Origin of the sequence: Yoonia sediminilitoris, assembly GCF_003058085.1 — a bacterium.
Classification (GTDB): domain Bacteria; phylum Pseudomonadota; class Alphaproteobacteria; order Rhodobacterales; family Rhodobacteraceae; genus Yoonia; species Yoonia sediminilitoris.
The window spans coordinates 55,185-70,724 of record NZ_QBUD01000003.1 but is presented as its reverse complement, the minus strand read 5'-3'; the positions used below and the strand labels follow the sequence as shown (position 1 = coordinate 70,724).

The 15,540-nt window shown below is 56.7% G+C and carries 17 protein-coding genes and 1 riboswitch; of the genes, 11 read left to right on the top strand and 6 right to left on the bottom strand.

All coding sequences use genetic code 11. The features are described 5' to 3' along the window. Nucleotides 1-58: 58 nt before the first annotated feature. The 11 genes from C8N45_RS08585 to rpsA all read left to right on the top strand — a co-directional run bounded on the left by C8N45_RS08585 (nt 59) and on the right by rpsA (nt 12,160). Nucleotides 59-1,072, top strand: a complete 1,014-nt coding sequence (locus C8N45_RS08585) for a PhoH family protein (RefSeq protein WP_108386063.1) — start codon at nt 59-61, stop codon at nt 1,070-1,072. Between the two features lie 40 nt (nt 1,073-1,112). Then, nucleotides 1,113-1,607, top strand: coding sequence for an rRNA maturation RNase YbeY (gene ybeY, locus C8N45_RS08580; RefSeq protein ID WP_108386062.1), 495 nt, complete (start codon nt 1,113-1,115; stop codon nt 1,605-1,607). 33 nt (nt 1,608-1,640) lie between these two features. After that, nucleotides 1,641-2,528 (top strand): transporter associated domain-containing protein, encoded by an 888-nt coding sequence (locus C8N45_RS08575; RefSeq protein ID WP_108385836.1) that lies wholly within the window; start codon nt 1,641-1,643, stop codon nt 2,526-2,528. Further along, entirely contained in the window at nt 2,521-4,020 is a 1,500-nt protein-coding gene (gene lnt / locus C8N45_RS08570; protein WP_245882603.1) for an apolipoprotein N-acyltransferase, read from the top strand. Before C8N45_RS08575 ends, lnt begins: the two co-directional genes overlap by 8 nt. A gap of 33 nt (nt 4,021-4,053) precedes the next feature. After that, nucleotides 4,054-4,101: riboswitch (SAM-SAH riboswitch) on the top strand. Nucleotides 4,102-4,108: 7 nt separating this feature from the next. Further along, complete coding sequence (gene metK / locus C8N45_RS08565; protein WP_108385835.1) at nt 4,109-5,290, top strand: methionine adenosyltransferase; 1,182 nt, start codon at nt 4,109-4,111, stop codon at nt 5,288-5,290. Nucleotides 5,291-5,419: 129 nt separating this feature from the next. Then, complete coding sequence (gene trmB, locus C8N45_RS08560) at nt 5,420-6,133, top strand: tRNA (guanosine(46)-N7)-methyltransferase TrmB (protein ID WP_108385834.1); 714 nt, start codon at nt 5,420-5,422, stop codon at nt 6,131-6,133. 100 nt (nt 6,134-6,233) lie between these two features. Beyond that, nucleotides 6,234-7,586, top strand: a complete 1,353-nt coding sequence (gene aroA, locus C8N45_RS08555; protein WP_108385833.1) for a 3-phosphoshikimate 1-carboxyvinyltransferase — start codon at nt 6,234-6,236, stop codon at nt 7,584-7,586. A gap of 44 nt (nt 7,587-7,630) precedes the next feature. Beyond that, nucleotides 7,631-8,236 (top strand): (d)CMP kinase, encoded by a 606-nt coding sequence (gene cmk, locus C8N45_RS08550; protein ID WP_108385832.1) that lies wholly within the window; start codon nt 7,631-7,633, stop codon nt 8,234-8,236. A 41-nt stretch (nt 8,237-8,277) separates the two neighbouring features. After that, nucleotides 8,278-8,904, top strand: coding sequence for a CatA-like O-acetyltransferase (locus C8N45_RS08545; protein WP_108385831.1), 627 nt, complete (start codon nt 8,278-8,280; stop codon nt 8,902-8,904). Nucleotides 8,905-9,168: 264 nt separating this feature from the next. Next, nucleotides 9,169-10,230 (top strand): fatty acid desaturase, encoded by a 1,062-nt coding sequence (locus tag C8N45_RS08540; RefSeq protein ID WP_108385830.1) that lies wholly within the window; start codon nt 9,169-9,171, stop codon nt 10,228-10,230. 256 nt (nt 10,231-10,486) lie between these two features. Beyond that, on the top strand, nt 10,487-12,160 hold the full coding sequence (gene rpsA, locus C8N45_RS08535) for a 30S ribosomal protein S1 (protein WP_258793143.1): 1,674 nt from the start codon (nt 10,487-10,489) through the stop codon (nt 12,158-12,160). A 267-nt stretch (nt 12,161-12,427) separates the two neighbouring features. Here the strand turns inward: rpsA and C8N45_RS08525 are convergent, their stop codons facing one another. The 6 genes from C8N45_RS08525 to C8N45_RS23590 all read right to left on the bottom strand — a co-directional run bounded on the left by C8N45_RS08525 (nt 12,428) and on the right by C8N45_RS23590 (nt 15,454). Further along, a complete protein-coding gene (locus tag C8N45_RS08525) occupies nt 12,428-13,393 on the bottom strand; it encodes an ATP-binding protein (protein ID WP_168769433.1) in 966 nt (321 codons plus the stop codon). Nucleotides 13,394-13,409: 16 nt separating this feature from the next. After that, complete coding sequence (locus C8N45_RS08520; RefSeq protein WP_108385826.1) at nt 13,410-13,625, bottom strand: histidine kinase dimerization/phospho-acceptor domain-containing protein; 216 nt, start codon at nt 13,623-13,625, stop codon at nt 13,410-13,412. Beyond that, entirely contained in the window at nt 13,622-13,867 is a 246-nt protein-coding gene (locus C8N45_RS08515; RefSeq protein ID WP_108385825.1) for a hypothetical protein, read from the bottom strand. The genes C8N45_RS08520 and C8N45_RS08515 overlap by 4 nt, the downstream gene beginning before the upstream one ends. A 96-nt stretch (nt 13,868-13,963) precedes the next feature. Beyond that, nucleotides 13,964-14,332 (bottom strand): putative pterin-binding protein, encoded by a 369-nt coding sequence (locus C8N45_RS08510; protein WP_181868915.1) that lies wholly within the window; start codon nt 14,330-14,332, stop codon nt 13,964-13,966. 150 nt (nt 14,333-14,482) lie between these two features. Continuing rightward, nucleotides 14,483-15,091 carry an HD-GYP domain-containing protein gene (locus C8N45_RS23595; RefSeq protein ID WP_245882620.1) on the bottom strand — a complete coding sequence of 203 codons (609 nt, stop codon included), beginning with the start codon at nt 15,089-15,091 and terminating at the stop codon, nt 14,483-14,485. 24 nt (nt 15,092-15,115) lie between these two features. Further along, on the bottom strand, nt 15,116-15,454 hold the full coding sequence (locus tag C8N45_RS23590) for a response regulator (protein WP_245882602.1): 339 nt from the start codon (nt 15,452-15,454) through the stop codon (nt 15,116-15,118). Nucleotides 15,455-15,540 lie beyond the last annotated feature (86 nt).

Sequence of the window (15,540 nt, the reverse complement as noted above, 5' to 3'; positions counted from 1 at the left end):
TTGCGCCTGCGTGCTTGTGTCGGCACCATCAGATCATAAAGACTCAAAGGAGAGCTGTTTGGCCACCGGTGCCCTGACCCCACCCGCTGAAGCGACCGCAGAAGACCTTTTGGAATTCCCCGATAACTTTCTGTTGATTGACCTTTGCGGCGAATATGACCGCAACCTCACCACCATCGAAGATAGACTAAGTGTGCAGATCCTGCGCCGCGGCAATCAGCTTGCCGTGATCGGCGAAGAGGATGCGCGCAAGGATACCGTGCAAGTCCTGCAGGCGCTTTATCAGCGGCTCGAAGCCGGGCGCACGCTTGAACCCGGCGATCTGGACCGCGAATTGCGGATGGGGCCGGAGCCTGTGCGCGGGCCTGCGCGTGATGGTGACCAGATCGAGCTGTTCAAAGGCGAAACCAGCCGGGTCGAGATCAAGACCCGCAAAAAGCTGATTGAACCGCGCACCGATGCGCAGAAAGCCTATGTCAAATCGTTGTTTGACAAGGAACTGGCTTTTGGCATCGGCCCTGCGGGGACGGGTAAAACCTATCTGGCCGTGGCTGTCGGTGTGAACATGCTGATCAGCGGTCACGTGGACAAGATCATCCTGTCCCGCCCTGCGGTCGAGGCGGGCGAGAAGCTGGGCTATTTGCCCGGTGACATGAAGGACAAGGTCGACCCCTACATGCAGCCGCTTTATGACGCGCTGAATGATTTTCTGCCGGGCAAGCAGGCGGCCAAGATGATGGAGGAAAAGGTCATCGAAATCGCGCCTTTGGCCTTTATGCGCGGGCGCACTCTGTCGAACGCATTCGTGGTGCTGGACGAGGCGCAGAATGCAACCACCATGCAGATGAAAATGTTTCTGACCCGTCTGGGCGAAGGATCGCGTATGGTCATCACCGGCGACCGCACCCAGATCGACTTGCCGCGTGGCGTCAATTCGGGGCTATGGGATGCGGAGCGTCTGCTCAAGAACATTCCCAAAATCAGTTTCAACTATTTCACAGCCAAAGATGTCGTGCGGCATCCGCTGGTGGCCGCGATCATCGAAGCCTATGAAAAAGACGACCCCAAGTGAGCCTTAAGACTAGTGAGCCATAAAAAAATGGGTGGTGCCTGTGACTGTTGATTGCATGGTTGAGGATCGGCGCTGGATTTCCGTTTCACTGGAGGAACTGGCAGAGCAGGCCACCGATGCCACTCTCACCCGGTTGGGGCTGGAGCCTTCGGTGTTTGAAGTCAGCCTGCTTGCCTGCAATGATGCGCGGATCGCCGCCTTGAACGAGGATTTTCGTGGCAGGCCAACGCCAACAAACGTGCTGAGCTGGCCTGCGGACGAACGGGGCGCTGCTGTCGACGGCGAAATGCCGCTGCCGCCGCAACCTGGTCCGGATAACGAACTGGGCGATATTGCGATTTCCTATGATACCTGCGCAAAAGAAGCGGCTGCCGCAGGCAAATCGATCACCGATCACACACTTCATTTACTTGTGCATGGCACTCTGCATTTGCTGGGTTTCGATCACGAGCGTGACCGCGACGCCACCCTGATGGAAGCATTGGAAACAGAGATACTTGGCAAAATGGGTATTTGTGATCCATATAGGGAATAAGCGCGCAATTCCGCGCGCGTAGGTAAGGATGAAATGGGCGACACGAGCGAAGGTCCATCTATTGCAGCGCAAAGCGCGCAGTTGGACAATGACGATGACAAGCCGGGCGTATTTGCCCGTTTTCGGGATGCCGTCTTTCCCCCACACACAGACGAAGAAGATCTAGAAAGCCCCCGGCAATCCTATTCATCTGCGGGGTCCACATTGAGCATGCTCAACCTCAGCCGGATGCGTGTTGAAGACGTGGCGATCCCCAAAACGGATATCATCGCAGCCCCGGTCACCGCGACCAAACAGGAGCTGGTCGAGATTTTTCGCGAGTGTGGCCTCACCCGCCTGCCGGTCTTTGACGGGACCCTTGATACGCCGATCGGTACTGCGAACCTCAAGGATTTCGCGCTGCGATATGGCTTTAACGGCGCGGGTGATGATTTTGACCTGCGCGCTATGCTGCGCCCTTTGCTGTTTGTGCCCCCGTCCATGCCACTGGGTGTGTTGCTGCAAAAGATGCAGGCAGAACGGATTCACATGGCGCTGGTCATCGACGAATACGGCGGCACCGATGGGTTGGTTACGATCGAAGACTTGATCGAACAGGTCGTGGGCGAGATCGAAGATGAACATGACATCGAAGAGGCCAAAAGCTGGTCACTTGAAAAGCCGGGCATCTATATTGTGCAGGCCCGGACAGAACTTGAGGATTTCGAGGAAGAAATCGGCATCAATCTGACAGCGCATGAAGAGATTGATGAAGAGGAAATCGACACGCTGGGTGGCCTTGTGACATTGCTTGCCGGGCATTTGCCCGCGCGTGGCGAGGTCGTCACACATCCTGACGGGGTCGAATTCGAGGTGCTGGACGCCGATCCGCGCCGTATCAAGCGCCTGCGTGTGTGTCTGAGCGGCAGTCAGCGTGGCTAAAACTCTGGGCCGGTTTGTGGGGCTTGGTCTAAGGTATCGCTTTGCCTTGCTTGTCTTGCTTGGCTTACTGGCCGCACTTGGGCAGGCGCCAAATGACCTGTGGCCGGTTTCCATTGTCGCGCTGGCGGCTGTGCTGGCGATTCATTCAACTGCTGTTTCGCCCCGGCAAGCCTCGTTCTATGGGTGGAGCGTCGGATTGGGGTACTTTGGGTTCAGCCTGCGCTGGATCATCGAACCGTTTCTGATTGATCTGGCCCGCCACGGCTGGATGGCCCCATTTGCGATCGTTTTTATGGCCTCCGGGGCGGCACTGTTCTGGGCGCTGGCGTCCTATGTGGCGGCGCGTTTGGCACCGCGCAGTCTTTTCATGCTCGCCCTATGTCTGGTCTGGGTCGAAATCGCACGGTCACTTATTCTGACAGGCTTTCCCTGGGCTCTTCTGGGGCACATCTGGGTGCCGACATGGCTGGCACAGGCCGCCGGGTTTGGGGGACCGCATTTCTTGACGCTGCTCACGGTGCTGGCTGCCTATGGCGCGGCGCAGTTCTTTTTCGGGCGCAGGGTGATGGGTGTTTTGATTGGGGCAGGGTTTTTTGCCGTGGCGTTTGCGTTGGTCCCACCAGAACCCAATGAACCGATCGCCGAGGCACCGATTGTCAGGATCGTCCAGCCCAATGCGCCGCAGCATCAAAAATGGGACCCGGCATTTCGGAACATTTTCTTGCGCAGGCTTTTGGACCTGAGCGCACAGGGCACTGCCCCTGATCTGGTTGTCTGGCCAGAGACGGCAATCCCTTCTCTTTTGCACTATGTTGAAGCCGACACCTCTGTGCTGGTTGAGGCGGCGCAGGGGGCACCATTGGTTTTTGGTATTCAGCGCGTTGACGATCAAGACCGGTTCTACAACAGTCTTGTGGTGCTGAACGGTAACGGGGAAATCACTGACCTCTATGACAAAAGCCACCTTGTGCCCTTTGGCGAATACATCCCTGGCGGCCGCTGGGCGGCGCAGTTTGGGGTGTCCGGGTTGGCGGATGTCATCGGTGGTGGCTTCACGCCCGGGCAGGGCAGCGACACGGTCTTTTTGCCGGGAATTGGTGCCGCCGTGCCACTGATTTGCTACGAAGGTATCTTTGCCGAAGAGATAGCGCGCCCCGTCCAGCGCCCGCGTCTGCTGGTCCTGATCACCAACGACGCCTGGTTTGGTCAGGCGGCGGGCCCGTATCAACATCTGGCACAGGCGCGTTTGCGCGCGATCGAGCAGGGGCTGCCGATGGTGCGTGCCGCAAATACCGGTATTTCCGCGGTTATTGATGCGCATGGGCGCATCGTGCAGAGTATTCCGCTGGGTCATGCAGGTGCCATGGATCTGGCGCTGCCGCGGGTGCTGCCGATGACACTCTATGCCAAATGGGGCGATCGACCGATCTTACTGTTGCTGGTTTTGTTAACATTTGGTGCCTATTGGGGGCGACTGCGGAACGACGATTGACCTTAGCCGACCGAAAGCATAGACCCGTGGACAGTGCTGTCACAACGGCTTCCTGACGTGGCAGATGATTTTACTGGAGCACTTCCCCATGGCAAGACAGGACTATATTTTCACTTCGGAATCTGTGTCCGAAGGACACCCGGATAAAGTGTGTGACCGCATTTCAGATGCGGTTCTGGATGCACTGCTGTCCGAAGAACCAGAGGCGCGCGTGGCCTGCGAAACCTTTGCAACCACCAACCGCGTTGTCATTGGCGGAGAAATCGGTCTTGCCGATAAGGCCAAGCTCACGGATTGCATGGACAGGGTTGATGATATTGCCCGCGCATGCATCAAGGATATTGGCTACGAGCAGGACAAGTTCCATCATGCGACCTGCAAGATTACGAACCTGCTGCACGAACAATCCGCGCATATTGCCCAAGGCGTCGATGCGAGTGATAACAAGGAAGAAGGTGCCGGTGATCAGGGCATCATGTTTGGTTATGCGACAACCGAAACCGATGCGTTGATGCCCGCGCCTATTCAATACGCCCATGCAATTCTTCGCCGTTTGGCCGAAGTGCGTAAATCCGGCGAACAGCCCACGTTGCGCCCCGATGCCAAGAGCCAAGTATCTCTGCGTTATGCCAATGGCAAACCGGTAGAGGTGATGTCGATTGTTTTGTCGACCCAACATGCTGATGAAAACCAGTCCAGCGATGATATTCGGGCCATTGTTGAACCCTATATCAGGCAGGTCATGCCCGACGGGCTGATCACCCCACAGACCGAATGGTGGGTTAACCCGACGGGCAAGTTTGTCATCGGGGGGCCTGACGGCGATGCAGGGCTGACCGGGCGCAAGATCATTGTTGATACCTATGGCGGGGCGGCCCCACATGGCGGGGGTGCGTTCTCTGGTAAGGACCCGACAAAAGTTGACCGGTCGGCGGCATATGTTGCCCGCTACCTGGCCAAGAACGTGGTGGCTGCGGGTATGGCAGAACGCTGCACAATACAACTGAGCTATGCAATTGGTGTGGCCAAGCCACTGTCCATTTATGCCGAGACCCACGGGACAGGCGAAGTCGACCCAGCGGCGATTGAGCGCGCGATTGGCCAGTTGGTTGATCTGACCCCTCGCGGCATCCGCCATCACCTTCAGCTCAACAGGCCGATCTATGAACGTACAGCTGCCTATGGCCATTTCGGTCGCGAGCCCGATGTTGATGGTGGTTTCAGTTGGGAAAGGACTGATTTGGTTGATGCGCTCAAAGGGGCTGTTTAGGCGGGGATGGGTTGAAACCCATCTTACGGTTCTTCAAAGTGAAGCAGCTAAAGTAGCGTAAGGTGGATCTTGATCCGCCGGCTTTTTAAAATATTGCTCATGCGGCGTGCAATTGCTAGATGCCGCCGCATGAGCAAGACTAACCATCCATCCGGCGCCCCTTGGCGCAATTTTTACGGCCGATTTCGTGGCAAGACCATTCGTGCCGCACAGCATGATTACCTTGAAAACGACCTCGCTCCGCTTTCGCCCGGCCCTGTCAGTTGGGAAGAAAATCCCGAACGCACCCCACTTGATCTGGCGTGTTTGTTTGGTGATCGGGACATCTGGCTTGAAATCGGCTTTGGCGGTGGCGAGCATCTGGTTCATATGGCGCAGACATATCGCGATGTCGGGATTCTGGGCTGTGAGCCTTTCATCAATGGTGTGGCCATGCTGTTGGGGAAAATACGCAAGGCTGATATCGACAATGTTGCCATCCACCCCGGCGATGTTCGGGATTTATTTGATGTGTTGCCCGATGATACGCTCAGCAGAGTTTTCCTCAACTACCCTGATCCTTGGCCGAAGAAGCGCCATCATCGGCGCCGCTTTGTGACACCGGAACACCTGGCCCCACTGGCGCGCGTGATGAAACCCGGGGCAGAGTTGCGCGTTGCGACGGATATTCCCGACTATGTCCGTCAAACGCTTGAGCAGGTGCCCCGTCATGGCTTTGTCTGGCAAGCTGAATGCGCCGCCGACTGGCAGACGCCCTGGGCTGACTGGGCGTCGACCCGGTATGAGCAAAAAGCCCTGCGGGAAGGCCGTAGACCCTACTATCTGACGTTTCACGCGGCTTGATCCGGGGGGATTGGATATTTTTGGCCAAAAGAAGTCGGGGCGATGGACCCTGATCCGTTGCTACGGTATCAGGCCGCTGATGCAATAGGAAAGTGATTTGATGTCCGGCCATGGCACCCCTGTTCCAATGACCTCTCGCCCCTGTGGTCCCTTGCGCGGGATCGCAAATGTGCCAGGTGACAAGTCGATTTCACATCGCTCATTGATTCTTGGTGCACTTTGCGTGGGAGAAACCCATATTTCCGGTCTGCTGGAAGGCGAAGATGTGCTGGATACAGCCAAGGCGATGCGCGCCTTTGGGGCCACCGTGACCGATCATGGCGATGGCACATGGACTGTTCAAGGTGTTGGCGTCGGTGGTTTTGCGGAACCTGAGCAAGTCATCGACTGCGGGAATTCCGGCACAGGTGTGCGTTTGATCATGGGGGCGATGGCGACTTCACCAATTTCGGCCACCTTCACGGGCGATGCATCCTTAAACGGCCGCCCCATGAGCCGCGTCACGGACCCGTTGGCCCTGTTCGGGGCCGAGGCCGTCGGCAGGGCAGGGGGCCGTTTGCCCATGACGATTGTTGGCGCGGCTGACCCTGTTCCCGTGCGCTACACTGTTCCTGTCCCATCAGCGCAGGTGAAGTCTGCGGTCTTGCTGGCAGGCCTTAATGCCCCCGGCCAGACCGTCGTGATCGAGAAGGAAGCGACCCGCGACCATACGGAGCGGATGTTGCAAGGGTTTGGTGCAACCCTGACTGTTGAAGAGGCGGACGAAGGCCGCGTGATCACTCTTGATGGTCAGCCCGAATTGATCCCGCAGAATATTGTCGTGCCGCGCGATCCCTCCTCTGCGGCCTTTCCTGTTTGCGCGGCGATCATCACGCCGGGATCTGATGTTCTGGTTCCCAACATCGGCTTGAATCCTACCAGGGCCGGGCTGTTTACGACCCTGCAGGAAATGGGTGCCGATCTGACCTATGAAAACATGCGCGAAGAAGGCGGTGAACCTGTTGCCGATTTGCGTGCCAAATATTCTCCTGATTTGCAGGGCGTTGCCGTCCCCCCGGCACGCGCGGCCAGTATGATTGATGAATATCCTGTTTTGTCGGTTGTGGCGTCCTTTGCAACGGGCGTTACGGATATGCTGGGCGTCAGGGAATTGCGCGTCAAGGAAAGCGACCGCATTGATGCGATGGCCAAGGGCTTGCGGGCGGCAGGCGTTACCGTTGACGAAGGCCCTGACTGGTGGCGCGTCACGGGACGCGGCCATGGCAATGTGCCTGGCGGCGTCACCGTTGCGAGTGTGCTTGATCATCGCATCGCCATGGCATTTATGGTGATGGGAATGGCCACTCAGAAACCGATGACCGTTGACGACGGGTCGCCAATTGCCACGTCCTTCCCAATTTTTGAGAGTCTGATGGCTGACCTGGGGGCGCAACTTGTTCGCAAGAATGGCTAGGGCGCTGACACAGGACCAATCGCGGTAATAGTCGGGAGCATAGAGTGACATTTACAGTGGCCATTGATGGACCAGCGGCAGCCGGTAAAGGCACGATCTCCAAGGCTGTGGCGGCGCGTTTTGGCTTTGCACATCTGGATACAGGTCTGCTCTATCGTGCTGTGGCGGCCAAGGTGCTGGCTGGTGGCGATCCTGTTGACGTTGCCCACACGCTTGACCCATGTGATCTTGAGGATGATCAGTTGCGCACCGCCGCTGTAGCCCAAGCCGCCAGCAAGGTTGCTGTCATTGCTGATGTGCGCAGCGCATTGGTTGATTTTCAGCGCAAGTTTGCCGCGCGTGCCGATGGGGCCGTGTTGGATGGCCGCGATATCGGGACGGTCATCTGCCCCGATGCGGCGGTCAAGATTTATGTGACCGCCAGTGCCGAATGCCGGGCGGAACGAAGATACAAGGAACTGCTATCGAAGGGGGCTGACGTCACATTGGCCTCTGTTCTGGCGGATGTGAAGGCACGCGATGCCCGTGACAGCGGCCGCGCTGAGGCGCCGATGAAACCTGCAGCCGACGCGGTGATGTTGGACACTTCGGACATGACGATCGAAGATGCTATCGCGCGCGCGGTCGAGGTTATCGAGCGCGCGCGCTAACGGCGGTTTGCTGTTTCCTGGATCGAATTGAAGGAACGCCAATGACCTATCGGACTGTTGACCTTGCGACATGGCCCCGCGCTGCCCAGTTTCAACTGTTCCGGTCCTACCAGAAACCGCATTACGCCATCACATCCCGACTGGATGTGAGCAATATCATTGCGCGCAAGGCGGGTGGGCTTTCTGCCTATCGGGCCTGCCTTTTTGCGATTGGCGCGGGCATTCATGCGGTCCCGGAACTGTGCATGCGTTTTCGGGGTGATCAGGTGGTGCGCCATGACATGATCAGCCTGTCCATGACGGTGCCAAAGGCGGCGGGCAGTTTTGGTTACGCATACGTCCCCTTCGTGGCAGATTTTGCCGCGTTCGATGCGCAAGCGGCCCGATTGATCACTGCGGTCGCCGCTGGCCGTTCTCTTGCCCCGAACACCGGTGAGCGCGACGATCTGGCTTATCTGTCGTGTATGCCCTGGCTGGACTATAGCAGCATCAACAATGCCCTTCCGGGCCCAGAGGATTGCATCCCGCGGGTGACTTGGGGAAAATTCGTCCAAAATGGCGATGGATGGGACATGGCCATGACACTCGAGGTGCATCACGCCTTGGTCGATGGGGCGCAGGTCGGCGCCTATTTCGGCGCGGTGCAGGACGCGTTGCACAAGCTGTAAAATCCAACGGCCCTGCGACATAAGCGCCTTGCGCGGCCTGTGCCGGAAAAATGCTACAAGGAGTTTTTCGCGACCTGTTCGGGTGCACCCCAAAAAAACTGCTATTTTTCGGCCCCTTGAAGATGGAAATCGGCACCATAAGCGGGCCTAGGGACAATTGCAGCAATGAGACAAAGCCAATTTCCTTGCCGCTAGGGCAAGATGCTTAGTTGCTAAGTAACGGAATTGCTGTATCGGGGAACGGCAAAGGAACAACGCACCACCATGACAGACAATACCCACGCGACCACTCAGCCCGCCCCACATAACATTCCCGCCGCCCGTGACTGGATCAGGATTCTTGCGAAGTACCGTGAACCTGACAGTTTACGCAGCACATTTGAGCTTGGGATCAGTGTCATCCCCTTTATTGCCCTGTGGGTTCTGGCTTGTTGGGTGGCGCAATACAGCTATCTCGGGGCCTTTCTGATTTCGGCGGTCAATGGTGGCTTTCTGCTGCGTCTCTTCTGCATCCAGCACGATTGCGGGCATGGGTCATTCTTTGGGAACCGCAACGTCAGTGACTGGGTCGGCCGGGCGCTGGGCGTTGTGACACTGACACCCTACGATGTATGGCGGCGCACCCATTCGATTCACCATAGTCATGCGGGTGACCTGGATCACCGGGGCATTGGCGACGTGATGACCCTCACAACAGAGGAATATCACCAGCGGACGGCCTTTGGCCGGTTCCTTTATCGTGCTTACCGGCACCCGATTGTCATGTTCGGATTGGGGCCAAGCTACATCTTCTTACTGCAAAACCGTTTGCCATTTGGATTGATGACTCAGGGGAAAAGCTACTGGATCTCTGCGATGGGTACGAATTTCTGCACAGCCGCGATCATGGCCACAATCGTTTATTTCGGCGGTTGGCAGGCGTTGTTTCTGGTGGCGCTTCCAACCACCCTGATTGCAGCGTCAGTGGGGGTTTGGCTGTTCTATATCCAGCACCAGTTCGAACAGACCCAATGGGACCATAGCGAAGACTGGCAACTGCACGAGGCGGCGCTTTATGGCAGCTCACACTACGACCTGCCGCCGATCCTGCGCTGGTTTTCCGCCAACATCGGGATTCACCACGTGCACCATCTTTATAGCCGCATCCCCTTTTATCGGCTTAGCGAGGTTCTGCGCGACCACGAAGAACTGGTTGACTGTAACCGCATGACCCTGATGGAAAGCTTCAAATGCGCGCGGCTGGACCTGTGGGATGCCGGAAGCCGCAAGCTGGTGTCTTTTGCAGCGGCGCATCAATTGCGCAAAGCGGCGGAAAACCCGGCCTGATGTGCCGGGCAAGTTTGGCGCAAAGTCCCTTGCAAACATAGCCAAACCGTCCTATATCACCGCTGTCGAAGCGTCGAGACAGGCGCGGACTTGAGATTTGAGCGGGGTCGGTAACTAAGCCGGCCCTGTCGTTTTATGTTCCGTGACGATGCTAGACCAACTGAAACCCGTCCCACCTGCGGTGGGTAATCACCTAAAGACCGGCGGAGACAACCGCGCGGCCCGTATAAAAGCTAGATTAGGAAAAAACTGCCACATGGCTAACACTATGGAAGAGTTTGAAGCACTCTTGAACGAAAGCTTCGAAATTGACACACCGGCCGAAGGGTCTGTTGTCAAAGGCAAAGTCATCGCTATTGAAGCAGGCCAAGCCATCATTGACGTCGGCTACAAGATGGAAGGCCGCGTTGATATCAAAGAATTCGCAAATCCCGGTGAAGAGGCTGAACTGGCCGTTGGCGACACTGTTGAAGTGTTCCTGCGTCAGGTTGAAAACGCCCGCGGTGAAGCTGTTATCTCTCGCGAGATGGCGCGCCGTGAAGAAGCATGGGATCGTCTGGAAAAAGCATATGCTGACGAAGAGCGTGTCGATGGCGCGATCTTTGGCCGCGTAAAAGGCGGCTTTACCGTGGACCTTGGCGGCGCGGTTGCGTTCCTGCCGGGCTCACAGGTTGATGTGCGCCCTGTGCGTGACGCTGGCCCGCTCATGGGCCTCAAGCAGCCATTCCAGATCCTGAAAATGGACCGTCGCCGTGGCAACATCGTTGTGTCCCGTCGTGCGATCCTTGAAGAATCACGTGCCGAACAGCGCGCCGAAGTCATCGGTAACCTGACCGAAGGACAGGAAGTTGACGGTGTGGTCAAGAACATCACCGAATATGGTGCGTTCGTTGATCTGGGCGGTGTTGACGGTCTGCTGCACGTCACCGACATGGCATGGCGCCGGGTCAACCACCCATCCGAGATCCTCGCGATCGGTGAAACGATCAAGGTGCAGGTCATCAAGATCAACAAGGAAACACACCGCATCAGCCTTGGCATGAAGCAGTTGCAGGAAGACCCATGGGATGCAGTTGAATCCCGCTTTGGTATCGGCACTGTGCATCAGGGCCGCGTGACCAACATCACAGACTACGGCGCATTTGTTGAGCTGGAAGCCGGTGTCGAAGGTCTGGTCCACGTCTCCGAAATGTCCTGGACCAAAAAGAACGTTCACCCCGGCAAGATCGTTTCGACTTCGCAAGAAGTCGAAGTCATGGTTCTGGAAATCGACAGCGCCAAGCGCCGCGTTTCCCTTGGGCTCAAGCAGACCCAGCGCAACCCATGGGAAGTCTTTGCAGAGCAGTTCCCCGAGGGCACTGAAGTTGAGGGTGAAGTCAAGAACATCACTGAGTTCGGTCTGTTCATCGGTCTTGAAGGCGATATCGACGGTATGGTTCACCTGTCCGACCTGACATGGGAAGGCCGCGGCGAAGACGTCATCGGTGATTTCCGCAAGGGCGACATGGTCCGTGCGAAAGTTGCTGAAGTTGACGTCGAAAAAGAGCGTATCTCGCTTTCGATCAAGGCACTTGACGGTGACCCATTTGCAGAAGCTGTTGGCGGCGTGAAGCGTGGTTCGATCATCACTGTTGAAGTGACCAAGATCGAAGACGGTGGCATCGAAGTCGACTATGAAGGTGCAAAGAGCTTCATCCGTCGGTCCGACCTGTCCCGTGACCGTGCCGAGCAGCGCCCAGAGCGTTTCGGCGTTGGTGACAAGGTTGACGTCCGCGTGACCAACATCGACAGCAAGACCCGCAAGTTGGGCCTGTCGATCAAAGCACGTGAAATCGCAGAAGAAAAAGAAGCGGTTGAGCAGTACGGCTCGTCTGACTCCGGCGCATCCTTGGGTGATATCCTTGGTGCGGCGCTGAAGGGCGACGAATAATCAATCACTGCCAAAAGGCAGCAAAAGCCCCCCGCATCGTTGTGCGGGGGGCTTTTTTTGGCCCTCGCGGCCAATGCGAAAGCGGCCCTAACCGCTGGCTGCGTCAATGCTTTTGCCCAACAGATTGACCAACGAATCAAGCGCTTGAAGTATTGGTGACCGGCCGTGGCGCAATGCCTGCGCCTGTCCCCCTGCGCGTTTCAGTCCAAGGGTAGATGCAGCCCCTTTCAGCGCATGAAGCGGAGGGTCAAAGATATCGGCGTCTTGTCAGTCCGCGTTGTCAGTCGCCAATTGCAAAAGTGACTGTCCGTCCCGCGCCAATTGCGCGAGTAATTCTTCGAACAGCGGAAGTCCAAAATCATCGATAACCTGTTCCAACTGGTTCAGGTCGAGCAGGTCAGGCTCTTTTGCTGGCGTCGCGAATTGGGCGAGGATCGCTGCAATTTTTTCGCGTGTTACGGGTTTCGCGACGAAATCATCCATGCCTGCGTCAAGGCAGCGCTGGCGGTCTTCGGCAAACGCGTTTGCAGTCAAGCTTACCATCGGCGCGGCGCATCCCATCGCGCGCAACTCCTGCGTGGCCGCGATCCCGTCCATAACCGGCATTTGTTGATTCATGATCACGAAGTCAAAGCTTTGTTCGCGCAGACGCCCGATGACCAGTTGCCCGTTTTCCACCACTGTGACCGTCGCTCCAAAGCTTTCAAGGAGGGCCTTTGCCACTTCGCTGTTGATCGCGTTGTCCTCTGCCAAAAGAATGCGGGCATCATAGTGCCCCGCACTGTCAGGTGCATAGGCTGCGGCGGAATCGGTGCTTGGCGGCGCGTCACCCGAGACTTTAACAGGCAGTTCGAACCAGAATATGCTGCCTTTTCCCACGTCACTCTCAACGCCAATCTCACCGCCCATGCCGGTGATGATCCGCTTTGAAATCACAAGCCCCAGCCCGGTGCTTCCAATTTTATGAGCGCCCTTGCCAGCAATCTGGCTGAGGTTCTGGAACAGTTTCGGGTGATCCTCTTTCGCGATACTAATGCCGTTATCCTCGACTTCGATCCGCAAAACCGACCCTTCGCTGACGTGCGCCCGGACTTTGATCTTGCCCACAGGGGTGAATTTGATTGCATTGCCAATCAGGTTCAAAAGGACCTGACGCAGCCGCATATCGTCGCTTGAAACAATAACAGGCGGCATATCGATTTCGAAATCCAGTTGGCAGTTGACGGAACACATCAGACAGCAGGTCCGCTCATTCAACGAGCGAAACGGGCGCATTCTGACATGTGATGCCGTTCGTGGCCAAATTGGAATAATCCAAAATATCGCTGATCATATCCAACAGGATATGGCCCGACCGGCGAATGGTCAGCGCGCTGCGGGTCTGATCCGGTTGCAGGTCGGTGCCGATCAACAGGTCAGCGGCATCGATAATCCCGTTTAGCGGCGTGCGGATTTCGTGGCTCATCGTGGCGAGGAACAGGATTTTGCATCACTGGCCGCCTGCGCCAGTTTCGCGCTTTCGCAATTGCGGTCGGATAAATCCTTGAGTTGCCATTGTGCCTGTTGGAATGTCTTCATTTGTGTGAATTGCAGGCCGATTGTGGCGACAAACAGCATGGCGGTCGCGGCGACGACTGTCGCCAAACGCTCATAATCATCGGGAATCCGCGCGCGTTCCCCCCGTTCGATATTTCCCGCGCTGTTCATTGGTCGCGATCATCACGACGCCCAACACAATGAGGACCGGCGTTGCCCCACCCAATCCTCCGAGGTGGTACTATTTCTGAATGTGCCTCCGACACATCAATCGTTTACTTCAATCCGCGCGATTTGCCAGACAGAGCGCCTGAAATAGACTTCGTTGAATAGCTCAGCGTTTTCGTCGAAGGGATAGATCAGGAACAATGGTCCTTTTTCGCGGACTGACATTTGCTGCCCGTCCAGATGGGTGGCAAAGACAACCAGATAGTCGTGCAAACCTTGAACGGGCACTTCGGCTGCATAGTCATTCAGAGCGACAACGCGCAAGTTTTCACCGCTTGCACCAACCGCATCCAGAAGCGCCGTACCGAGCGACTCACTGAAGTCATGTGCACCCCCGAACCATGGCGTGCTGGCTGTCGTGGTCCGCTGATCGAGTGCTTCCAGCATGGCGCAGTCAAAGCTGGCCACGCCGCACGCCGTCGCCATTCGTATGGGCGATATTGCCCGATACGGTCAGGATCACGGGCCCCTGTTGTTCAAGCAGCTGATTTGCGTGGGCGAGGGTAGGAACAGGGCGATAATGGCGAACATTCTCATGGTCTGGTCTCTCTGAACGATCTAGGCCTCTTGCAGGGCGGCGGGTTGGGCGGTGTATAATTTTCTGATCTCTGCGTTACCGGCCTTGAAAGCGCTGACGCATTTAGGGTCAAAGTGTGTTCCGGAATGTTGCAGCACTTCTTCCACAGCGTCATCAAAGGGCCATGCGTCCTTGTGGGCGCGGTCGGAGCAGGGCACGTCAAACACATCGGGAACCGCAGCGATGCGTCCGGACAGCGGGATGTCTTGGCCCGCCAGACCACGCCCGTGACCGGTGCCATCCCATTTCTCGTGGTGAGAAAGGGCAATTTCGTGAGCCATGCGTATCAAGTCGTTTTCGTCACCCTGCAGGATATTTGCGGCGATTTCGGTGTGACGTTCGATTTCCTTGCGTTCTTCCCGCGTCAGTTTGCCGGGCTTGTTCAGAACCGCATCGCTGCCCCCGATTTTACCGGCATCATGAAGTGGCTTGGCCAGATATGGAGTGTGGCAATAATTCTTATCAAGCCCGGGTTGTTGCGCGATAATTTTTTCAATTGCCGCCAAGCGCGAGATATGTTCGCCAGTTGCACGGTCGCGCGTTTCTATTGCGCGTGACAGTCTCCAGATGAGCTGTTCTTCGCGAACCACCAATTTGCGGGTAGCTTGCTTGACTTAGTGATCCAGAAATCGGGCGCGGTCCATCAAAGCGAGCTGCGCTTCGCGCAATGACAGCAGATTTGTGGCGCGCACCCGCAATTCCCCGGGGTCAAATGATTTGTTGAGGAAATCGGTCGTGCCTGTTTTCACCGCATTTAATCGCAAATCGCAATCATCATCGGCTGTCAGGATGATGATCGGTACGCTTTGGTACTCGGGCATGGCACGCAATTGCGTCAGGCAGTCAATCCCGTTCATTTCGTTGATCCGGTTGTCGATCAAGACAAGGTCATAAAGTGACCTCGCGGCACCGATCCAGCGCGTCACGCGCGCTGAGAAAGATTTCGACTTCATGCTCGGTCAGCCGCAAGACGGCCCGATTGACGCTCAGGCTAATGCTCTCGTCGTCAATGATGCAAATACACATGATATACCGCCTT